Source organism: Brevibacillus sp. FSL K6-2834 (assembly GCF_038592925.1).
GTDB lineage: Bacteria > Bacillota > Bacilli > Brevibacillales > Brevibacillaceae > Brevibacillus > Brevibacillus borstelensis.
The window spans coordinates 4507948-4529026 of record NZ_CP151945.1 but is presented as its reverse complement, the minus strand read 5'-3'; the positions used below and the strand labels follow the sequence as shown (position 1 = coordinate 4529026).

General features: G+C 54.1%; 19 protein-coding genes, 1 pseudogene and 2 riboswitches. Of the genes and pseudogenes, 18 read left to right on the top strand and 2 right to left on the bottom strand.

The genetic code is table 11. The features are described 5' to 3' along the window. Positions 1–82: 82 nt before the first annotated feature. A complete protein-coding gene (locus NST96_RS22190; protein ID WP_342404643.1) occupies positions 83–1399 on the top strand; it encodes a globin-coupled sensor protein in 1317 nt (438 codons plus the stop codon). A gap of 27 nt (positions 1400–1426) precedes the next feature. Here the strand turns inward: NST96_RS22190 and NST96_RS22185 are convergent, their stop codons facing one another. Next, a complete protein-coding gene (locus tag NST96_RS22185) occupies positions 1427–1924 on the bottom strand; it encodes a Crp/Fnr family transcriptional regulator (RefSeq protein WP_003392371.1) in 498 nt (165 codons plus the stop codon). Positions 1925–2010: 86 nt separating this feature from the next. Further along, positions 2011–2541, bottom strand: a complete 531-nt coding sequence (locus NST96_RS22180) for a cysteine dioxygenase family protein (protein ID WP_051925515.1) — start codon at positions 2539–2541, stop codon at positions 2011–2013. 344 nt (positions 2542–2885) lie between these two features. Between NST96_RS22180 and NST96_RS22175 the strand changes: the two genes are divergently transcribed. From NST96_RS22175 to NST96_RS22095, 17 genes and pseudogenes are all read left to right on the top strand, one after another. Next, the gene (locus NST96_RS22175) at positions 2886–4055 is read left to right on the top strand and encodes an MFS transporter (protein WP_342404639.1); all 1170 of its coding nucleotides are present in this window, start codon (positions 2886–2888) and stop codon (positions 4053–4055) included. 191 nt (positions 4056–4246) lie between these two features. Then, positions 4247–4921 (top strand): GntR family transcriptional regulator, encoded by a 675-nt coding sequence (locus tag NST96_RS22170; protein WP_003392368.1) that lies wholly within the window; start codon positions 4247–4249, stop codon positions 4919–4921. A gap of 10 nt (positions 4922–4931) precedes the next feature. Further along, a complete protein-coding gene (locus NST96_RS22165; RefSeq protein ID WP_003392364.1) occupies positions 4932–6134 on the top strand; it encodes a CoA transferase in 1203 nt (400 codons plus the stop codon). Continuing rightward, positions 6131–7042, top strand: coding sequence for a hydroxymethylglutaryl-CoA lyase (locus tag NST96_RS22160; RefSeq protein WP_031932731.1), 912 nt, complete (start codon positions 6131–6133; stop codon positions 7040–7042). Before NST96_RS22165 ends, NST96_RS22160 begins: the two co-directional genes overlap by 4 nt. Before the next feature lie 22 nt (positions 7043–7064). Beyond that, positions 7065–8150 (top strand): DctP family TRAP transporter solute-binding subunit, encoded by a 1086-nt coding sequence (locus NST96_RS22155; protein ID WP_003392360.1) that lies wholly within the window; start codon positions 7065–7067, stop codon positions 8148–8150. Between the two features lie 34 nt (positions 8151–8184). Continuing rightward, on the top strand, positions 8185–8691 hold the full coding sequence (locus NST96_RS22150) for a TRAP transporter small permease (protein WP_024983070.1): 507 nt from the start codon (positions 8185–8187) through the stop codon (positions 8689–8691). Then, the gene (locus tag NST96_RS22145) at positions 8691–9965 is read left to right on the top strand and encodes a TRAP transporter large permease subunit (protein WP_003392358.1); all 1275 of its coding nucleotides are present in this window, start codon (positions 8691–8693) and stop codon (positions 9963–9965) included. Before NST96_RS22150 ends, NST96_RS22145 begins: the two co-directional genes overlap by 1 nt. Before the next feature lie 157 nt (positions 9966–10122). Continuing rightward, positions 10123–10984, top strand: a pseudogene (locus tag NST96_RS22140) (aminotransferase class V-fold PLP-dependent enzyme). 58 nt (positions 10985–11042) lie between these two features. Beyond that, positions 11043–11762 (top strand): sporulation protein YunB, encoded by a 720-nt coding sequence (gene yunB, locus NST96_RS22135; RefSeq protein WP_031932729.1) that lies wholly within the window; start codon positions 11043–11045, stop codon positions 11760–11762. A 178-nt stretch (positions 11763–11940) separates the two neighbouring features. Beyond that, positions 11941–13029, top strand: a complete 1089-nt coding sequence (locus NST96_RS22130) for an NAD(P)/FAD-dependent oxidoreductase (protein WP_342404634.1) — start codon at positions 11941–11943, stop codon at positions 13027–13029. 85 nt (positions 13030–13114) lie between these two features. Continuing rightward, positions 13115–13265, top strand: a riboswitch (FMN riboswitch). A 185-nt stretch (positions 13266–13450) separates the two neighbouring features. Continuing rightward, positions 13451–13601, top strand: a riboswitch (FMN riboswitch). A gap of 104 nt (positions 13602–13705) precedes the next feature. After that, positions 13706–14851, top strand: coding sequence for a bifunctional diaminohydroxyphosphoribosylaminopyrimidine deaminase/5-amino-6-(5-phosphoribosylamino)uracil reductase RibD (gene ribD / locus NST96_RS22125; protein WP_003392347.1), 1146 nt, complete (start codon positions 13706–13708; stop codon positions 14849–14851). A gap of 14 nt (positions 14852–14865) precedes the next feature. Then, positions 14866–15525: a riboflavin synthase gene (locus tag NST96_RS22120; RefSeq protein WP_003392343.1), complete on the top strand. Its 660-nt coding sequence runs from the start codon at positions 14866–14868 to the stop codon at positions 15523–15525. A 13-nt stretch (positions 15526–15538) separates the two neighbouring features. Further along, the gene (locus tag NST96_RS22115; RefSeq protein WP_003392341.1) at positions 15539–16741 is read left to right on the top strand and encodes a bifunctional 3,4-dihydroxy-2-butanone-4-phosphate synthase/GTP cyclohydrolase II; all 1203 of its coding nucleotides are present in this window, start codon (positions 15539–15541) and stop codon (positions 16739–16741) included. Positions 16742–16747: 6 nt separating this feature from the next. Further along, the gene (gene ribE / locus NST96_RS22110) at positions 16748–17212 is read left to right on the top strand and encodes a 6,7-dimethyl-8-ribityllumazine synthase (RefSeq protein ID WP_003392339.1); all 465 of its coding nucleotides are present in this window, start codon (positions 16748–16750) and stop codon (positions 17210–17212) included. A gap of 135 nt (positions 17213–17347) precedes the next feature. Next, positions 17348–18859 (top strand): spore germination protein, encoded by a 1512-nt coding sequence (locus NST96_RS22105; RefSeq protein ID WP_243013778.1) that lies wholly within the window; start codon positions 17348–17350, stop codon positions 18857–18859. A 3-nt stretch (positions 18860–18862) separates the two neighbouring features. Then, the gene (locus NST96_RS22100) at positions 18863–19951 is read left to right on the top strand and encodes a GerAB/ArcD/ProY family transporter (protein ID WP_003392335.1); all 1089 of its coding nucleotides are present in this window, start codon (positions 18863–18865) and stop codon (positions 19949–19951) included. Then, on the top strand, positions 19948–21078 hold the full coding sequence (locus NST96_RS22095) for a Ger(x)C family spore germination protein (RefSeq protein WP_342404630.1): 1131 nt from the start codon (positions 19948–19950) through the stop codon (positions 21076–21078). Before NST96_RS22100 ends, NST96_RS22095 begins: the two co-directional genes overlap by 4 nt. Position 21079: the final 1 nt, after the last annotated feature.

Genomic DNA, 21079 nt, shown 5'->3' with positions numbered 1-21079 from the left:
GAGGGCATACCAAACTGGAAAAAATTATAGTATAGTTACTGTAAATACAGTGAAAACGAAAGATTCCAAAGGAGACCATACAATGAGCAAGTGCCCGTTTTCCAGCTGGTTTGGCTTAAAAAAAAGCAAGCAGACGGAATCCTTTTTCCACGGCAAGATGGAAACAGGAGAAGTGATAATTGAATCAAAGTCTGAGCTGTTAAAGCAATTATCCTTGATTGATCTGACTGAGGATGATCTGGCCGCGGTAAAAATGCTGCAACCGCTCGTTGTTCAAAATATTGGCGATATTGTAAATTGTTTCTACGAAAACCTGGAAAAAGAGCCGTCTTTGATGGCTATCATTGATAAGAACAGTACGATTGAAAGATTGAAGGGAACGCTGACCCGGCATATCACGGAGATGTTCAGCGGAAAGATTGATCACAGCTATATTGAACAGCGCAGCCGAATCGCGGTCATGCATTTGAAGATCGGTCTGGAGCCGAAATGGTATATGTGCGCCTTTCAAAACCTGCTTGTATCCTTAATCACTCTTTTGGAGCGGGAAATCGCGGACAAGCGTGAATGTATCCGTGCGATTACCGTTGTCACGAAGATTTTAAACATTGAGCAGCAAATCGTGTTGGAGGAGTACGAAAACAAGCATGAACAAATAAGGCAGGAGGCCCAACGCAAGAAGGACGAGCTGCGGGTCGTCCTCTCCAACTCCGCCCATGAGCTGGCGGCAGTTTCCGAGGAGACGAGCGCATCCGTGCATCAATTGACCGAGCAGTCGCGGGAGGTGCTGCGTTATGCGGAGAACGGAACCGGTTTCTCCAACAAGGCTCAGCACCTCTCTGATGAGGGCAAGCAGAAGCTGGAAAATCAGCAGCAGCAAATGAAGCTGATCCAGCAAAGCGCTGAGCAGATCGCGTCGGAAATGCGGACACTGGAGGAGATCTCGGAGAAAATTCGCGGGATTGTAGATGTGGTCACGGCGATTGCCGAGCAGACAAACCTGCTGGCCTTGAATGCTGCGATTGAAGCAGCCCGTGCCGGAGAGCAGGGCCGCGGCTTTGCCGTCGTCGCCGGGGAAGTGAGAAAGCTGGCTGAACAGACGAAGCAGTCGGTGTCGGGCGTGACCGAGCTGATCGAAAAAACGAATGCGCAGACGGCCAGCCTGTCTGCTGTCGTGGCCGAAGTACGAGAGCTGGTTGCGTCTAGTACGACGATGACCAGCGAGACCAACCGGTTTTTCGATGAAATTCGCAGTGCTGTCACAGACAGCAAAGAGCAGAGCAGCCGGATCCAGCGAGAGCTTGAGAACTTTTTCCACGTGATGGAAGAGATGAACCATGCCGTTTCACAGGTAGCGATTTCCGCTGATCAGTTGTCGGAAATCACGGAAAATCTGTAGGAAACAAGCACACCTTTGCGGGTGTGCTTATGTTTGTTTCCGCAGTAACCGGTTGACGGTCTCCCTGCGCAAACCGAGGAATTGACCGATTTCTTCCTGGGTCAGCAGATCGGTAATCGGGTAATTTCCAATATATTTGCCAAACCACTCTGTCATCAGAGCCAGCTTCTCCTTTGGAGAAGAGGCAGTGAGCTGGTCCATGCGCTGTTGGGTAAACCGCAGCTTCGATTGGAGCTGGAGGGCAATCTCCCTGTATTTGTATGGGTCTTCCTCCAGGGACCGGTACCATTCAGCCGGAGTAATCACATCGACTTCGCAGCTCATCAGGGCAACGGCAGTGCCATGGTACTCTTTTGCCGTCAACAAGGAATGGTGAGGTATAGTTTCTCCGGGCAAGATCAGGTTAAAAAGAAAGGGCGATCCGTCCTCTTGCAGGCGAACCACTTTCAAAAGGCCGGTCCGGAGATGAAACAGCGGCCCCGTCTCTCCCTGCCGAAAAAGAACGTCACCTTTGTTTAGTTTCACGCAAATCACTCCCTCCCCCCACCATACCACTTCGAAGCGGATCTAGTAAAATGTTTGCTTGATGAAAAGAAAAAGCTGCCCCACAGTCAGGGGGCAGCGCCTTTTCCGGTGCTCTCCGTTTCAGGCAGAAGACAGTCAGGCGAGATGCGATACTCTTTGCAGCCAGACAGTGGCGGCGAATAGACGTTCAAAGAGATGACCGGAGTCTGTCCGCCGTTGCGGATGGCGTGTATCTGTCCTTTTTCAATAAAGTACACTTGTCCAGATGCAACAGACATTGTTTCCTGTACGCTGACGTAAGCGGGGGCGCGGGAAGAGCCGGGGATGACGGAATGATTGATATTCATCAATTCACCCTGGAGCACGTATTCCCACCCAAACGACGAACCGTGGTCGTGAGGGGCGGACTCGTGGCCGGGCGGAAGGTAAATGAGAACGATTTCAACATCGTTCGTGCGAAAGAGGACTTCTCTGCCGTAAGGAAGTCCGTCGGAGGACGGCATGCAGGAAGCGAATGCGTCCGCACTGAGCGGGAGGCGGGACAAAACCTCCTTTATTTCACTGGGGGTTGGCTCAGTCAGTATAGCAAAGGCGTTACGAATTTCCTCTACAATCATTTGCATCCTCCAAAGCGTAGTTTTTCTCGCTTATCTGTATGTGTAAAATCGGGAAGGTGTGAAGGGAGACGACAAAATGTTTTTGCTGTTTTGACGTTTTGGCGTTGGAGAAGAGAGCAAACAGGTATATCATGAAAGAGAGACACAAATCGTGTCCATGCAGACGTTTGGGGAGGACGCCCCTGTCAAACAGTGATTTCTCTTTTCCAGCAAAGCAATGATGGATCAAGACCCGTGTATAAGGCAAAGGAGGCTTGCGCATGTCAACTGCCATAATCAGTGTACAAACGCCCTGAACAGGGGCGTAGGAGCTGAACCGTCTGACCGATCAGGGGGTTTAGCAGATGAAAACAAGAAAGTGGTACGTGTATGTAAATGCCTTGTCCGACCTTGGGTCGCGTATGGATTTAATCGCGTTTTCCGCGTTGATTTTTACTTTTGAAAATAGTGCGATGTGGCTGACCGCTTTTTTTCTTGCCAGACAAGTGGGAGGCCTTCTGTTCAGTCTGGCGGCGGGGGTAGTGGCCGACCGCTTTGACCGGCGAAAGGCAATGATTGCAAGTGATCTCGGCTCGGGCCTGGCGATCGCGGCTGTCGTCCTCTTTCCGCATCCGTATACGGTGGTGGCTGCCGCGTTTCTAAAAGGCATCCTGTTCAGCGTATTCCAGATCAGCTTTCGGGCATCGATGCCGAAGCTGTTTCCGGGAGAAGGGCTGGCTGCTGTGAACGGATTGATTGTACGGCTGGAGGCAGTGGCAGGAATGATCGGATTTGTCCTCGGCGGGGTGGCCAGCGACTTGTTCGGGCATATATGGGTCATCGGGTTTGACGCCGCCACGTTTTTTGCTTCTGCGCTTGTCTTGGTGCGGCTGCGGTGGGACAGTTATCCGGCAGCGGGCAGACACAAGCGGCAGCGTGTTTCCTGGATAAAGGACCTGCAGGAAGGCTGGTCATATCTGCGGCAAAACGATGTCTTGCTTGCGGTGATAATCCTGTCTTTCTTCTGGACCGTCAGCGTGGCGGCGTACAACTATGGCCTTCCGCTGCTCGCTGAAATGTCGGTCCGATCCCACGCTTCTTTTCACGGATTGATGTGGTCGCTCTTGAGTGTCGGCACACTCGTCGGGGCGTGGCTGGCGCCGCGTCTTGGCTGGAAGGAGTTTTCGGCACTGAGCATCTCGTTGCTCGCGATGGCCATAGTCATCTCGCTCGCCTTTGCCGGGTGGCATCAGCTGATCATCCTGCTGCTGCTAACCGTGACCGGTGTGCTGGAGGGATGGCGGGAGGTGTTTCAGAGGACGATCGTGCAACAGGCGGACAATACGGTTCGCGGGCGTGCCTTGGGGATGCAGACACTGCTGACGCGTGGAGGGTTTTTTCTCGGCTTTTTGCTGTCCCCGATGATTTTTCAGGCTTATGGCCTGTTTGCCATGGTTGCCGTTTCGCAGGCGGTGCTGGTGCTCGCGGTATCGGGTACGTACTTGTTTGCTCGAAAAAAGACAGGCCAGGGGTAAGGCTGGTCGCATGATAAAAAACGCTCGCGGGCTGTTGATTCGCCTGTGAGCGTTTTTCTGCTGGGAAAGAGTAACATTCCGTTTCATATGCTGAACAAACATAATTGACACTCTTTTTACAATTGTATTACTATTTTAAAAACATCTTTGTATACAGAATACAGTTTTCATGTTTGGGGTGGGTTGAGCTTATGGCCAAAATGATCAAGCGGAGTGAGACACTCCAGTCCCAGGTGTACGAGTATTTGCGGGAACAGATACTGTTTGGCGGCCTAGCCCCGGGTCAGCGACTGATTGAAGAGAGGATTTGCGAAGAAACTGGCGTGAGCCGGAGCCCGATTCGAGAAGCAATCCGCCGTCTGGAAAAGGACGGCTTAGTTATCGTTCAGGCGCAGGGAGGCGTAACCGTCTACCAGCCCACTCCGGACGACTTTACTCATCTGTATGAGTGCCGTCTGAGTCTGGAGCCGACCGCAGCCATGTTTGCTGCCGAACGCAGGACTGAGGCGGAGGTAAGAGAGCTTCGGGACCTTTTGGAACGGATGAAGGAACTGAACTACCCCAGTGACTCTCGGCGCACGCACGAGTTGAACTTCACGTTTCACCAGCGCATTTCGGAAGCGAGCAAGAATCCGTACCTGACAAAAATCATGAATGAACTGAAAGTGTTGATCTCGTTTTACCGCAATGCCATCCTGGAGGTTCACCCTCGCCGGCCGGAAACGGTCATTTCCGAGCATCAGGCCATCGTAGAGGCGATTGCCCGGCAGGATGGAGAAGAAGCCAAAGCGAGAATGACAGAGCACATCACACGCGATTTTGAGCTGTGCATGGAAGCCGATCGAAAACAAGCAGATGATCAATGAGGAGGGGCCAATGACTACGACGAAGCCGCTGCAAGGCGTGCGTGTCCTGGAGCTGGGAACGCTTGTGGCCGCACCGTTTGCCGGTAAAATTTTCGCTGAATTCGGCGCGGAAGTAATCAAGGTGGAAACCCCGGAAAAGGGCGATCCCTTGCGCAACTGGCGGACGATGCACAAAGACACGTCTGTCTGGTGGTATGTGCAGGCACGCAACAAAAAATCAATCACAGTAGACATGCGCATGGAGGAAGGGCAGGAGATTATTCGCTCCCTGGCCCGGGAAGTGGACATCATCATTGAGAACTTCAGACCCGGAACGCTGGAGAAGTGGGGGATCGGGTACGATGTCCTCAGCGAACTGAATCCCGGCTTGATCATGGTGCGGATTTCAGGCTATGGCCAAACGGGTCCCTACCGCAACAAACCCGGATTTGGAAGCGTGGCTGAAGCCATCGGCGGCCTGCGCTATCTGACCGGCTACCCCGAACTGCCGCCAGTGCGAGTCGGTGTCGCCATCGGCGATTTGACCGCGGGGCTGTACGCCGTGATTGGCGGGATGATGGCCTTGCACGCGCGAGACAGGTCACCTGAGAAAAAGGGACAGATGGTTGATGTGGCGTTGTATGAAGCCGTTTTCAGCCTGCTCGAGGGCGTCCTGCCGGAATACGACTTGAAAGGGCTCGTCCGCGAAAGAACAGGGAGCACGCTCCCGGGAATCGCGCCGTCCAACACGTATTTGTGCGCTGACGGGAAATACATCGTGATCGGAGCAAACGGCGACAGCATTTTCAAACGGCTGATGCATGCGATCGGACGAAGCGATGTGGCGGAAAATCCGCGCTATGCGAACAATCAGGGACGGGCGGAAGACGTCGCCTACATCGATCAGGTGATCGAGGAGTGGACAAAGCAGCATACGCTCAAGGAAGCACAGCGGTTGCTGGACGAGGCTGCTGTTCCCGTCGGACCGATCTACAGCATCGAGGAGATCGTCCAGGACGAGCATTATCGGGAGCGCGGGATGGTCGAAGAAATTGATTTGCCGGACGGTGAAAAGGTGCTCTTTCCCGGCGTAGTGCCGAAGCTTTCCGAAACACCCGGTACCCATGAGTGGGTAGGGCCTTCTCTGGGAGAGCACAACGAGGAGATTTTCGAAAAGCTGCTCCAGCTGGACCCGGCCGTATTGGCCATGCTGAAGGAGAAGAGAGCGATATGACGAGAGATGTAACCATTCTGGAGGTAGGGCCGCGAGACGGATTGCAGAATGAGGCGGGGTTTATTCCTACGGAGAAAAAGCAGCAGTTGATTCGCACGCTGGCCGACGCTGGTCTGACAAGGATTGAAGCCACTTCGTTTGTCCATCCCAAGCGGGTACCGCAGATGGCGGATGCCGAAGAGGTCGCGAGGTCGCTGGCTGACATTCCGCATGTTTCGTTCAGCGCTCTCGTTCCCAACCGGAAAGGGTACGAACGGGCAGCCGGCTACGCACTGGGCGAGATCAACTGGGTGACTTCGGCAAGTCCGGCCTTTAACAAAGCGAATATCAACCAGACGATTGAGGAGAACCTGGAGGCGTTCCGCGAGCTGGTCCCGTTGGCTGGTGAATCGGGACGCTTGCTCAGGTTTTCCATTGCGACCAGCTTCGGTTGTCCGTTTGCAGGCAGAGTGGACCCGGATGTCGTGGTGCGGCTCGCCGAGCAGGCGCTTGATGCGGGCGCAGGAGAGATCAGCATCGCTGACACCATCGGCATCGCCGTCCCGGATGAAGTATTCTCGCTCTGTGATCGCCTGGTCAAAGCGGTGGGCTCTGAGCGATTGTCCCTGCATCTTCACGACACCCGCGGCCTGGCCTTGACCAATACGTATGCGGCATATACCGCAGGCATCCGGACGTTTGAGACGGCTGCAGGGGGCCTGGGAGGCTGTCCGTTTGCACCCGGAGCTGCGGGCAATGTAGCGACGGAAGACGTCGTGTATATGTTTGAGAGGATGAAGGTAAAGACAGGTATTGAATTTTCAAAACTTTTAGACGCTTCGGAGTACGCCGTCAGCCTCTCGATGAGAATGCCGCTCGGGCGCATCCGTCTCGTAGAAAAGAAAGAGCAATCGACGATTGGCTTTTAAATAAAAGAGGAGGGTTTCGACCATGAAAAAGAAATGGATAGGAGTACTGACGACAATCAGTTTGCTGGGAGGACTGCTGGCAGGCTGTGGAGGAGCCCCTGCGCAAAGCGGGGCCGGAGGCAGCGGAAGCGCTCCTGCAGCGAACAGCTCGCAAGGCGGCACGGCGGCGGCTACAGACGAATACCAGGAAGCGACGATTCGCCTGGCTTACAACCTGCCGCAGGATCACCATATTTCCAAGGGAATCGAGGAGTTTGCCAAAAAAGTAACCGAGCGCTCCGGCGGCAAGGTAAAAGTGCAGGTGTATCCTGCCGGCCAATTGCTCTCTGACAAAGAAATGAACCAGGCCATTTTGACAGGCGGCGTGGAAATGGGCGTCAACTCCACGACGCTGTGGGCATCTGTGGTTCCGGCAATGGGACTGTTCGACGTTCCGTTTGCGCTTCCGACCTCGTACGAATTGGCGGGGAAAGCGCTGTCCGGATCGGTCGGCGAGAAGCTGAACGCGGAAATGGAGAAGAAGGGTGCCAAGGTATTGCTGTTTGCGGACTATGGGTACGCGCAATTTGCAAACAGTGCACGTCCGTTGACCAAGCCGGAAGACTTCCAGGGTCTGAAGATTCGCAGTATCGGCCATATTCCGTCCGTGATGATCCAGGCGTATGGCGCGGCACCGGTCTTTATGGGAGCAGGCGAGGTTTACATGGCTCTGCAGCGCAAGACAATCGACGGTGCGACCTCTGGTACGACAGCGATGGTTCAGCGGAAATACGATGAGGTATCCAAATATTTAACCGTCGTCAACTACGCTTATCTGGAGTTCGTACTTGCCGTCAACAAGAAGTACTGGGATGCTTTGCCGCCAAAAACTCAGGAGCTGCTAACCACTACAGCCAAAGAGACGGAAGACTGGATTCGCCAGCAGGCTGAAGCAGAAGACAAGAAAACCGCCGACGAGTTAAAGCAAAAAGGAATGGAAGTCTACGTTGTGCCAGAGGCGGAACTTCCTGCGTGGAAGGAAGCGGCCAAGCCAGCCTGGGACGAGTACCTGAAAACTGCCGGCGACTTGGGCAAAGAACTGCTGGGAGATCTGCAAAACATCAAGTAAAGCCTGAGGCGAGGAGCAAAGAGGGGACGTTTTCATGAAATTTTTTCAAGTGTTGTATGGCTGGATCGACAGTTTGATCAAGTTCGGCGGAGTGATCGCCGGTATCTTTATCGTATTGGCAACGGGGATGACCTTTTACGAGATCGTCTCCCGCTCTCTTTTTAACGCGCCGACGATTTGGGCAACCGAGCTTACCATTTATGCAATCATGGGAAGCTGCTTCATCGGAGCGGCTTACGCGGTTCGGGTGGACGCCCATATCAAGGTGGACCTGCTGCTGCACAACGTATCTGCGACCGTGCGCCGCTGGATGCTGATCGCATCGGCCCTGATCGGTCTTTTGTTCAGCCTGGTGTTTTGCTATTTGAGCTGGGAGCATGTCCAACAGTCGATGGAGCTGGGATTCACCTCCGCTTCCCTGCTTCAAATCCCGATGTACATTCCGGAAATGTTGCTGCCCATCGGCGGCGTGCTGCTCGGTCTCGCCTTCCTCTTGCAACTGGTTGACTACATTCGCGGACAGGAAGGAGGCGAGGCGTAATGGGATTGTTTTTTGCGGGAGGAATGGCCTCGCTGATGCTGGTAGGGGTGCCGGTCGCCTTCACTCTCGCGGTACTGGCGGCAATCGGCATGTACTGGTTCAACGGAGGGGCTCTCGGGCTTTCTCAAGTCCCTATCATTGCCTACAAGGCATTGGATGATTTTACGATGAGCGCCTTGCCGATGTACGTGCTGATGAGTCAAATTCTTTTGTTCAGCGGAGTCGGCAAGGAGCTGTATGAGATGGCAAGCCGCTGGCTGCGTCATTTGCCCGGGGGCTTGGCCCTGGCGACGCTGGTGTGCTGCGGAATTTTTGCTGCGATCTCCGGCTCCAGCGTAGCGACTGCGGTCACGATCGGGATGGTGGCGATCCCCGAGATGACGGCGCGCGGGTATGACAAAAAGGCGGTGCTTGGCCTGCTCGCTGCGGGAGGAACCTTGGGTATCCTGATTCCGCCGAGCGTGCCGATGATCATTTACGGCTCAGTCACTGGCGAATCTGTCGGAAAGCTGTTCATCGCCGGTGTCCTTCCGGGGATCTTGCTGCTGCTGATCTTCATGGGATACGCCTCCTGGAAAATGCGGCACATCAAGGAGGCGCCAGCGACCTGGGCAGAGCGCTGGCAAGGGACACGCAAAGCGATATGGGGGCTGATGATGCCGGTACTGATCATCGGCGGCATCTACTCCGGTATCTTTACCCCGACAGAAGCCGCTGCTGCCGGTGTCGTCTTCAGCGCACTCGTAGCCGGACTCGTGTATCGCAGCCTGTCCTGGGACAACATCAAGAAAATATTGCTCTCGACGGTGGCAACCAATGCGATGATTTTGTTTATCATCGTGGGGGCGATGCTGTTCGGCTTTATCCTGACATCGCTGCAAATCCCGCAGGCCATGACCGAAATGGCGACAAGCCTGCCTGTTTCCAAATGGGTCGTCTTCATTCTCATCAATATCCTGCTGCTCGTTCTGGGCTGCTTTTTGGAGACGGTATCCATTCTCGTCATTACGCTGCCGATCCTGTATCCGATCATCACAGCGCTGGGATTCGACCCGATCTGGTTTGCCATCATCATGGTCGTCAACATGGAGCTGGCGTTGATTACGCCGCCGGTCGGACTCAACCTGTTCGTGCTCAAAGGCGTAGACCCGTCGTCGCCGATATCCACAATCGTTCGGGGCGCCGCGCCGTATGCGGTTATCATGGTTTTGTTCATTGTGCTGCTCGCTGTCTTCCCGTGGCTGTCGCTCGGGTTTATCGACGGCGTGAAATAGAACGAGCAGAAATCCTCTGTACCTTATTGGTTCAGAGGGTTTTTGCTATGCAGGGGAAACAGACGGCAAAACGAAAAACAATAGGAACAATAGAAAAGCCGAGGAGGGTAAACAAGTGAGCAGATGGAAGGAAGTAAACCCGTCGCTTCGCACGATCATGACTCCGGGTCCGGTTGAGGTAGACCCGCGGGTATTGAGGGTTATGGCAACTCCTGTACTGGGGCAGTTTGATCCCGAATTACCGATATGATGAATCGCGTGATGGAAATGCTGCGAGAATTGTTCTGCACTCGCAATCAGTGGGCGTATCCGATCGACGGGACTTCCCGCTCGGGGCTTGAGGCCGTGCTGTGCAGCCTGATCGAACCGGGCGACAAAGTGCTCGTTCCCATCTACGGCCGATTTGGCCATCTTCTGACGGAGATTGCCCAGCGTTCAAGGTGCGGAGGTGCACACCATGGAAGCGCCGTGGGGCGAAGTGTTTGATGAAGAGAAGATCATCAGGGAAATGGACCGCGTCCGCCCGAAAATTGTAGCGATCGTGCACGGTGAAACCTCGACCGGCTGCATGCAGCCGCTAGCCCGGGTCGGACATGCGTGCCGAGAGCGGGAGGCGCTGCTCGTGGTAGACGCTGTGGCTACGCTCGGGGGATCGCCTGTCGATACGGACGGGTGGATGCTCGATGCGGTCGTCGGCGGAACGCAAAAGTGCTTGTCCGTTCCCGCTGGAATGGCTCCGATCACCTACAATGAGCGGGCTGAGCGAATTATCCAGGAAAGAAAAAGCGTGGAGCGCGGGCTGGCGGGGAATCTCTCTGAGCCGTCAGAGCGGAGGATTCGCAGCAACTACTTTGACCTGGGCATGCTGGCGCATCGGCACGATGGGCTTCAGTTGCCGGAAAAAGAATGTCCTGCACGTGTTGGCAGGTCTTGAGGCGGTGCTGATCCGCATGGGAGCGAAGGTTCATCGCGGAGAAGCTCTGCAAGCCGCGCTGGATGTATACGAAATTCCGTCATAACTCCTTTTTGGTTACGTATTTTTTGCGCCTCCCAGCCATAGGATGTACCAACTGGGAGGTGACGGGCGTGGCCGTGTTTCGACCCCGTCGGCGGTGGAGGAACCCGCTTTCTCGTTCGAAAGCGTTTTTTATCGCACTGGTCATTTTTTTGGCGATGAGCATTCAATTTTTGTTTTTTATCGAAAAACGCCTGGAACCGACGCTGAAGATTCTCGCAACCCAAAAAGCCGAGCAGTTGGCCAAACAAGCGATTACAGATGCGGTCACCAAGCGGATTGCCCAGCAAGGGGTAGATTTCAACCAGATCGTCAAAATTGAAAAAGACAATCAGGGGAGAATCCAGGCGTACCAGTTCAACTTCAAGGAGTATGCCCGGATCGTAGGGGAGACCACCTCCCGCGTACAGAACCGGCTGAGGGAGTTTGAAGAGGAAAAGGTAGACCGCTATATCCCTTTGGGGCTGGCGACAGGCAGCAGTTTTTTGGCGCAAATGGGTCCGGATCTGCCGGTGACGTTTGTGCCGATCGGATCTGTCAAGACGAAGCTGGAGACGGAATTGACCGAGGCCGGCATCAATATGGTCCTGGCAACCGTCTACATTTTTGTTGAAGTGGACTTGCGCATCGTGATTCCTTTTGCCACCGACCAGAAGACGATCACGACGAAGATTCCCATTACCCATTCGCTGATCATTGGCGATGTGCCTCAGTACTTGTACAACAATCCGGAAGGAAAGCCGGATGTGCCCAGACCGGAAGACGTATCCAGGCAGCCGTAAAAGAGCCAAACAGGCGGCTGCTACAAAAACGAGCACGTTCCCGTTGCTTCGGGGAGTGCTCGTTTGGGCATTTCCAAAACATGGAGGAGGAAGATTCCAGGGAGGAAACTGATAGAGGGAATAAAAGGTGTCGGTTCGTCAAGAATGTTAGGAAAACAGACGAACGGATGATGAAAGCGTGAAGGTTGCGATTATGGGCGCCGGTCTGTCAGGCTTGGCCTGCGCGATCACACTTGAAAAACACGGAATATCGCCCGCCGTTTTCGAAGTGAGGGAGCGGTTAGGCGACCGCTTTGTGAACGCTGAATCCATGCTCTCCATTTTGCAAAAGCCGATTACGGATCCGGTTGCCTTTTTCGCGGAGAAAAACGGCATTTACCTCAAGCCGACTGCGAGCATCCAAAGGCTGCTGGTGTTCTCGCAGAGCCAAAAGGCGGAAATCGAAGGAAGTCTGGGATTTATCAATTACCGCGGCAGACATGAGCACGCTTTTGAAAGGCAGCTCGGCCGGCAGGTAAAAAGTGCCATCCAGTACCGGTCCAAAGCGACATACGAGGAATTGCTGATGGAGTACACGCACGTAGTAGTCGCCACAGGAGACGGGGAGTACACAAGGAAAATGCATAACTTCCGGACAGACCTGACCGTGTCGCTAAAAGGTGCAATGGTAACCGGAGACTTTGACAGGTACACGCCTTGTGCATGGCTGGATTACAGCTATATGGAAAAGGGATACGGCTATTTGCTCCCGCTTTCGGACACGGAAGCGAACCTGGTCATGGCCTACCCCGACTATCCAGAGAATGACCGGCTTGATGTCGACGAGCGCTGGGGTTTATTTTACGAGCGGGTTTGCCGGGACCTGCGTCAGCCGCTCAGGATTACCAGTCACTTTCATGTGACCGGATACCCGATCGGCATCTGCCGCAGGGCGAGGATTGGCAATACGTTTTTTGTCGGAAACTGCTTTGGGGCACTGATGCCCTTCTTGGGATTTGGCCAATTCACGGCGCTGTTGACAGGCATATATGCAGCGTATGATATATGCGGCAAGGGCGCTTATGAAGAATTGACGCAGCCTTTGCGGCGCAGTTACGAGAATTCACTGGTTTTACGCAGGGCAGTGGAGAGGCTGGACAATGAGGATTTGGACAGAATCGTCCCTGTCTTGGGAAGCAGGTGGGGAGAGAGCATTTTGCAGGGCAAATCTTTCAATGCTTTGCGCTGGCTTGTTTTTGCCTTGCGACCATGGATGACAAAGCGGTAGTTGCCGACAGGAGGGAAACTGCCGACTTCCAATAAAAAAGTGTAGTGCTTGTAAAAAAACGTGTTATAATGCAAGCAACTGAATATCCAACCTTCAGGGTAGGGTGAAATTCCCGACCGGCGGTGATGACGAACGCACGTCCGAGCCCGCGACTCGCCCATGAAAGATATTTCGTGAGCGACTGACTTGGTGAAAATCCAAGGCCGACGGTAAAGTCCGGATGGGAGAAGGTGGCTATAGTCTTTGGCTTTGTTTAAAAAACCGAGCACCAAAGGCTTCTTCTTCTATGCCCTGAAACTTGTTCAAGGGCATTTTTTATTGGGAAAGGGTGATGGCGACTCGCGCGACAGGAAGTAGGAGACATGCCTTGGTAGTCTCCTGGCTCGTGATTGCGGGCTGGCGGCTCGGCAGCAAATGAATAGATGACCTTCAGGGCAGGGTGAAATTCCTGACCGGCGGTAATGACGAAAGCAGCGTCTGAGCCCGCGACTCGCCCATGGCTGAAGCCATGAGCGACTGACTTGGTGAAAATCCAAGGCCGACGGTTACAGTCCGGATGGGAGAAGGTGCATGTGGCCTTCGTTTCTCTGTGAAAAAACAGAAAAACGAGAGGCTTCTTTCCCAATGCCCTGAAGCGTGCTTCGAGGGCATTTTTCATTGGGGAGGAGAGGAACTCATGTCAGGAAATGACTTGTCGTATATGGCGTTGGCACTGGACTTGGCGAGGGCGACAAGAGGACAAACCAGTCCCAATCCGGTAGTGGGAGCCGTTGTCGTCCGGGACGGAGCAGTCGTGGGGATGGGCGCTCACGTAAAAGCGGGTGAACCACATGCCGAGGTGCATGCACTGCGGATGGCTGGTGAGCATGCGAAAGATGCCGTGCTTTACGTCACATTGGAACCTTGCAGTCATCATGGGAGAACCCCTCCTTGTGTGAATGCGATCATTGAAGCCGGCATCAAGCGAGTAGTGGTTGCAGTGGCGGACCCGAATCCGCTTGTCGCCGGTACAGGAATCGCTCGCCTCAGACAGGCGGGTGTGGAAGTAACAGTGGGAGTGGGAGAAGCACAGGCGAAGAAGGCAAACGAAGTCTTTTTCCATTTCATCACGACGAAAACACCGTTTGTGACCGTCAAAACGGCAGCTTCGCTGGATGGGAAAATCGCTACGCATACGGGGCACAGCCGCTGGATTACGGGTGAAGAGGCCCGCCAGCGGGTCCATCAGCTACGGCGAGAGCACGATGCTATTTTGGTTGGGGTTCAGACAGTGCTCGCGGACGACCCTGAGCTCACGGCCCGCCAACAGGGAATAGCCAGGGGAAAGCAGCCGCTTCGTGTCATTCTCGACAACCAGCTGCGGACCCCTTCGGAAGCCCGCGTGATACGGGACGGCAAGGCGCCGACGCTCGTTTTCACAGCGGATGACGCACCCATCGGCAGGCAAAAAGAGCTCGAGAGCCACGGGGCCGAGATTGTGAGACTGGAAGGGCGCGTAACAGTCGAGCAGGTGCTTGCGGTGCTGGGGGAAAGAGGGATCACTTCTCTGTTTGTCGAAGGCGGAGCGGCGGTCAACGGCTCTTTTTTGCAGGCACGGGCCATTCAAAAGGTCGTGCATTTTCTCTCCTACAAGCTGATCGGCGGACAGGGGGCGCCTGCTCCCTACGGGGGACTGGGCGCAGCTCATATGGGGGAAGCCATCTCTCTGGCGGACGTGGATGTCGAGCCGATCGGAGGAAGCGATCTTTGCATTACCGGCTATCCGGTATGGCCGGATGGAGCCAGCAATAGCGAAACGCGCAGGAATGCGGGCTGCAAATGATAGGAGGGGAAGCCGTGTTTACCGGATTGATTGAAGAAGTAGGTACAGTAGATTCCATTGCGGTCACCGAGCGGTCCAGCAAGCTGACGATACGGGCCGCGGCCGTTTTGGAGGATGTTCGCCTGGGTGACAGCATCGCTGTCAACGGCGTTTGTCTGACGGTCACCTCGTTTTCCGCGAGCCGCTTTCAGGCAGATGTCATGCCGGAAACGTGGCGGGTGACGGCCCTGTCCAGCCTGAAGCCGGGGATGCGTGTCAACCTGGAGCGGGCGCTGCAGCTCGGAGATCGTCTCGGCGGCCATCTGGTCTTGGGCCACGTAGACGGCACAGGAAAAATCCTCTCCAAAAAAACGGACAGCAATGCGGTGAGACTTGCGATCCAGGCGAAACCGCACCTGCTTCGCTACGTAGTGCCGCGCGGCTCGATCACTGTAGACGGCATCAGTTTGACCGTAGTGGCCGTTGACGAGGAGAGCCTGTCCGTTTCGATCATTCCGCATACGCTCAAGCAGACCAATCTGCTGGAAAAACAGGTCGGCGATCCGGTCAATCTGGAGACGGATGTGATCGCCAAATACGTGGAGAGGCTGCTTGGCGGCAGGACTCCGGGCGAACAACAGAAAGCACCAGCAGGCCTGAACCTGGCTTTTTTGCAGGAACACGGCTTCGCTTAAGGAGGGAACAACGATGTTTCATACCATTGAAGAGGCGATTGAGGCTTTGCGAAGCGGCCGTCCTGTCATCGTCGTGGATGACGAGGATCGGGAGAATGAAGGCGATTTCGTTTGCCTGGCCGAAGCGGCAACGCCGGAGATGATCAATTTTATGGCAATGCACGGACGCGGTTTGATCTGCGTCCCTGTCACACAAGAGCATGCGGAACGCTTGAAGCTGGCTCCCATGGTGGAAGCAAATACGGATCGCCAAGGCACTGCCTTCACGGTCTCTATCGATGAAACTGGGACGCATACAGGCATTTCTGCGCATGAGCGCTCCCATACGGTGCAATCCATGCTGGACGAGAGCAAAGGCGCAGACGATTTTCGCCGTCCGGGACATATTTTCCCCTTGATCGCCAAAGCAGGAGGCGTGCTGAGGCGCGCAGGACATACCGAGGCAGCAGTCGACCTGGCCAGGCTGGCCGGAGCGAAGCCGGCTGGCGTCATCTGCGAAATCATGAACGAGGACGGGACAATGGCTCGCCTTCCGCAGTTGATCGAGATCGCCAAGCGGTTTGAGCTGAAGCTGATCACGATTGCCGACCTGATCGAGTACCGCATGCAGCATGAAAGATTGGTAAAGCGCGAAGCAGAGGCCAAGCTGCCTTCCGCCTTCGGGGATTTTCGCATTGTCGCCTACACCAATGAACTGGACGGCAAGGAGCATGTGGCGATTGTAAAAGGAGAGATTGACAGCAGCAAGCCCGTCCTGGTAAGGGTCCATTCGGAGTGCCTGACCGGGGACATATTCGGTTCGCATCGCTGCGATTGCGGCCCGCAATTGCATGCTGCCCTGCGCATGATCGAGGCCGAGGGCCGAGGCATCGTTCTCTACATGCGCCAGGAGGGCAGGGGCATCGGACTGATCAACAAGCTGAAGGCTTACCGGCTGCAAGAGCAGGGCTATGATACAGTGGAAGCCAACAAAAAGCTCGGTTTTCCCGCTGATCTTCGCGATTACGGGATCGGGGCGCAAATTCTGCTCGATCTGGGCGTAAAGCAGATGCGGCTGATGACGAACAATCCGCGCAAAATTCGCGGCCTTTCCGGCTATGGAATGCAGGTCGCCGAAAGGGTTCCGCTGCAAATGCCGGAGCATCCCGAAAATGAAAAGTATTTGCACACAAAACAGGACAAACTGGGCCATCTGCTCCAGTTTGCAGGGGAGTGAAGGATCATGAAACATTGGGAAGGAAATTTGATCGGAACTGGCTTGCGTGTCGGGATTGTCGCAGGGAGATTTAACGAGCTGATTGTCAGCAAGCTCGTCGGTGGCGCTCTCGATGCATTGAAGCGGCACGGTGTCGAGGAAGACGCGGTAGAGGTTGCCTGGGTGCCGGGGGCATTTGAAATCCCGCTGATCGCCAAAAAGATGGCGGAGTCCGGAAAGTACGATGCAGTCGTGACCCTGGGAGCGGTCATCCGCGGTTCCACTCCGCACTTTGATTACGTGTGCAGCGAATGCGCCAAAGGGGTAGCATCGGTCTCGCTGAATACGGGGATTCCCGTTATCTTTGGCGTACTCACGACCGACTCGATCGAGCAGGCGATCGAACGAGCGGGGACCAAGGCAGGCAACAAAGGTTGGGAAGCGGCTTCGGCAGCCATCGAAATGGCAAATCTGAGCCGGCAATTTGCTTGACATAGGGGTATCCTATACGGCAAAGCAAAAGCGGGGGCAGGCGCGAGGGCGCATCGTCCCCGCTTTCCTTTTGGATAATTTGACCAGGGATGGGCAAAGTAAGAAGGATTTTCCTGTGCACAGGGGGCGGGATCCATGGATGTAAAAGCGTGGTGGAGAAAGAACGCTGACAAGGTACTGACACGTCCCGGTTCTGGCCATTCTGCGAAAAGGCGCCCAAAACAGGCTGCACACAAGGTCCGAGCCTTGCTGCAAGCGCGAATGCAAAACGTGGATGATTTTACAGTTCTCCATCTGTCGATGAACGATGAACCTGTAGAGGTTTACTTTCTGAATACCTTGGTAGATGAGTCCAATATTTACGAGAGCATCCTTCTTCCTCTTCAGCGAGAAGACGGGCGCCGCCCTGTGCGAGCCCTTCCCTTGGGCCAGTTGGTCAATCCCGATGAGGAAATGAAGATAACGGACAACCTGCTGCGTGGACATACGATTCTCATCTTTCCCGAGCGGGACGAGGTGCTGCAGGTAAATACATTCAAAGCGCCGCACCGTACGATCAGCCCGCCGGAGACGGAATCGACGGTGCTTGGTCCGCAGGATTCATTTGTGGAAATGCTTGAGGTGAATCTCTCGCTGATTCGCCGCCGGATCGCAAACCCTGACCTGAAAATCGAGGTACATAGCATCGGGACTCAATCCAGAAACAAAGTAGCCATCCTGTACCTAGAAGGCATCGCCAACCCGGAAAATATCACTCGCGTTCAGGAACGAATTAAAAATACGGAATATCACGGCTTTGTCGGGATGCCGATTTTGAAGCAGATGCTGGAGGACAAGCCTTATTCGCCATTTCCCCAGTTTGGACTCACCACACGGCCGGACAATGCGGCGGCGGCTTTGCTGGATGGGCGCATTTTGCTCATTTTGAGCGGAAGTCCGGAAGCGGCCATTTGTCCCGCTGCTTTTTTCGAGTTATTCAGCAGCCCGGAGGATTTTTACAACCGCTGGTCGACAGCCAGCCTGCTGCGGATGATCCGTTTCCTGGGACTTTTCCTGACCGTTTTGCTCACTTCCAGCTATGTTTCGGTATTAACCTATCACCCGGAAATGCTGCCCCCGCCACTGCTGACGATTTTATCCGAATCGCGCAACAGAGTGCCGTTTCCGCCTGTAATCGAGGTGCTGATCATCGAGCTTGTCATCGAAATTCTCCGTGAGGCCGGAATACGCATGCCGACCAAAATCGGCCAGACGATCGGTATTGTCGGGGGTATCGTGATCGGGACCGCCTCCGTACAGGCGGGCCTTGCCAGCAATATCTTGATCGTTCTCGTGTCCGTCTCTGCTCTTCTGTCCTTTGTCCCGCCCAACTTCCTCATGAGCAATGCCATTCGGCTGGTTCGCTACGGATTTATTCTGTCGGCCGGGTTCTTGGGGATGTACGGACAAATGTTGATGCTTGCTCTGATGTTTGCCCACTTGCTCAATCTGACCTCGCTCGGTACGCCTTATATGAGCACAGGTATTCCACGCGTCTGGAGCGATGTCTTTAACAGTTTGCTGCGTACTCCATTTAAATTCATCGCATTTCGGAGCGGAATGGCGAACGCCAAGAAAAAGCAGATTTTTCCCATAGACGAGGAGTAGCCGATGGATAAAGGGAAGCTTGAAAAATTGAATCCGTTCCATGTCACGTTTTTGATCATCAACGTGATTGTGGGCATGAATCTGCTGACCTTGCCGCACAGCCTGAGCATGCTTGGATACGATCAATGGTGGATGCCGGTAGTGATGTGCCTCCTAGCGCACTTGACGCTTTTTCCCATGGTGGCTCTTTGCAGGCGTTACCCTGGCGACACTTTGTTTGTCATCAATGAAAAGCTTCTTGGAAAATGGCTTGGCTACGCAGTGAACGGTGTCCTGATTGTTTACGGCTTGCTCATGGTGGCGTCCATCTCTGCTGGCTATATCAGACTGGTGCAAACATCCATGCTGAATACGTCGACAATCACGTATCCGCTCTTGGGTTTGCTTTCGGTCATGATCTATATTTCTCTCGGGGGGATCAAAGCGATCGCCCGTTTTTGCATCTTGACCTTCTTTTTTACTTTTTGGATGCTGTATTACCTGCAGTGGGGGTTTCAAAAAGGGAACATCATGCATATTTTCCCGCTGTTTCAGGTAAATGTCATGGAGATCGTTGCAGGAGTCCATAATGGGTTCTTCAGTTTCCTCGGTTACGAGCTCATCCTTTTTTATTACCCCTACGTGCAAAAGAAGGAACAAGTCTTCAGGCACGCATCGATTGGGCTGTGGGTTGTCTGCGCTATCTATGTGTTCGTCCTCATTGCCAGTGTCAGCTATTTTTCGGTATGGCAGGTTACGCAAGTCGTTTATCCCATTCTGAATCTGTTCAAGGCCGTGGAGCTGTCCTTCATAGAGCGAGTGGAGAATCTCGGGATTGGCCTCTGGGTGTTTTTAGTTCTTTCAACAGGCGCTGGCTATCTGTGGATGGCGAAAAAAGGCATAGACCGGTGGAGGAGAAAAAACAGTGTCCTGCACTTGTACATCGCGACCATAATCGTATATTTCAGCGTCCGCGGTCCGCTTCCGATCCCCATGGAAATTTTATTGTATGGAAATGGAAGCATCTACTTTGCTTACGGGGTCATCCTCTGGCCGTTGGTGCTTCTGCTATTGCATGCCATTCGGGAAAAGCGGGGAGGAGACACGCTGTGAAAAGCGCGCGATGGAGAAGGCTGATGTTCGGGCCGCTGCTGGCCGTTTGTGCGCTGTCTGGCAGCGGATGCGCTCCCGAGATCGAGAAGCCGACGCTCGAAGATATGGCCCTGATCGGTGTCATGGGTATCGACTATGTCGACAAGAAGCATATGAAGGTATCCGTTTCTGTACCAGTACCCTCGGAGAAAGAAAAGGAAAGTACACAGTTGTATGCAGCGGTCAGCAAAATCCCGAGCGAAGCGACGATTATGCTGTCTAGCAAGGCGGATCGAACCATATCGCTTTCCCAATTAAGGGTGATCCTGTTTGGCGAAAAATTCGTCCGCGAATGGGGGCTTCGCGAGACGATCCTCGATTTCTACCGGAATCCGGCCGTCGGAGAGAATGTGGTCGTGGCTGTTGTGGGTGGCAAGGCGGAGGATGTCATCAAAGGCAAGTACGAAAACAAGCCGGAGATCAATACGTATCTGAACAATCTTTTGCGTCCCAGAGAGGAGACGGCGTTCACGTCCTTTGCCACGCTTCACGACCTTGTTTTCATGCTGACCAATCAGGTGAGCGATCCCGAGCTTCCGTATTTGAAAAAGGAAGATGGGGAAATCGTCATTTCAGGGGTTGCGGCTTTTCGGGGAGAGCATATGGTTGGTACCCTTTCGCAAAGGGAAGGGCGATTCATACAGATGGTAAAGGGACGCAGGCATCTTCCCTCCATCAGTTTCATAATCGAAGATGAATACGCTGCCGGAAAAAGGTCACAGCTAGTCTTTGATATTATCCGCTCCCATTCAAAGGTGCGCAGCAACGGGGCTCTCAACAAGCCAGTCGTGGATGTTGCGGTCGAGGTTCGCGGCATCCTGTTCGGGTATACGGGTTCGCGAAATCTGGAGGACCCTTCGGAGCGCAGTGAAATCACCAGAAAGTTAGGAGCGGAAATAGAAAAAGAGATCACATTGCTGCTCAAAAAGCTTCAAAAGAAAAAGTGGGACCCCGCAAGTATCGAAGAGAGCTTCCGGCAAAAATACCGCGGGGAGTGGGGCCGATCAATCGGTCTTGAGCTGTATCAGAAGGCTGAGTTTCGGGTAAAAGCGAAGGTGGAGATTATCGGAACAGGTACGATGAATTAGC

Excerpts from the sequence above, each read along its gene's own strand:
- NST96_RS22190 (WP_342404643.1), top strand. The coding sequence starts at position 83 with ATGAGCAAGTGCCCGTTTTCCAGCTGGTTTGGCTTAAAAAAAAGCAAG.
- NST96_RS22180 (WP_051925515.1), bottom strand. The coding sequence starts at position 2,541 with ATGATTGTAGAGGAAATTCGTAACGCCTTTGCTATACTGACTGAGCCA.
- NST96_RS22175 (WP_342404639.1), top strand. The coding sequence starts at position 2,886 with ATGAAAACAAGAAAGTGGTACGTGTATGTAAATGCCTTGTCCGACCTT.
- NST96_RS22170 (WP_003392368.1), top strand. The coding sequence starts at position 4,247 with ATGGCCAAAATGATCAAGCGGAGTGAGACACTCCAGTCCCAGGTGTAC.
- NST96_RS22165 (WP_003392364.1), top strand. The coding sequence starts at position 4,932 with ATGACTACGACGAAGCCGCTGCAAGGCGTGCGTGTCCTGGAGCTGGGA.
- NST96_RS22160 (WP_031932731.1), top strand. The coding sequence starts at position 6,131 with ATGACGAGAGATGTAACCATTCTGGAGGTAGGGCCGCGAGACGGATTG.
- NST96_RS22155 (WP_003392360.1), top strand. The coding sequence starts at position 7,065 with ATGAAAAAGAAATGGATAGGAGTACTGACGACAATCAGTTTGCTGGGA.
- NST96_RS22150 (WP_024983070.1), top strand. The coding sequence starts at position 8,185 with ATGAAATTTTTTCAAGTGTTGTATGGCTGGATCGACAGTTTGATCAAG.
- NST96_RS22145 (WP_003392358.1), top strand. The coding sequence starts at position 8,691 with ATGGGATTGTTTTTTGCGGGAGGAATGGCCTCGCTGATGCTGGTAGGG.
- ribD (WP_003392347.1), top strand. The coding sequence starts at position 13,706 with ATGTCAGGAAATGACTTGTCGTATATGGCGTTGGCACTGGACTTGGCG.
- NST96_RS22115 (WP_003392341.1), top strand. The coding sequence starts at position 15,539 with ATGTTTCATACCATTGAAGAGGCGATTGAGGCTTTGCGAAGCGGCCGT.
- ribE (WP_003392339.1), top strand. The coding sequence starts at position 16,748 with ATGAAACATTGGGAAGGAAATTTGATCGGAACTGGCTTGCGTGTCGGG.
- NST96_RS22105 (WP_243013778.1), top strand. The coding sequence starts at position 17,348 with ATGGATGTAAAAGCGTGGTGGAGAAAGAACGCTGACAAGGTACTGACA.
- NST96_RS22100 (WP_003392335.1), top strand. The coding sequence starts at position 18,863 with ATGGATAAAGGGAAGCTTGAAAAATTGAATCCGTTCCATGTCACGTTT.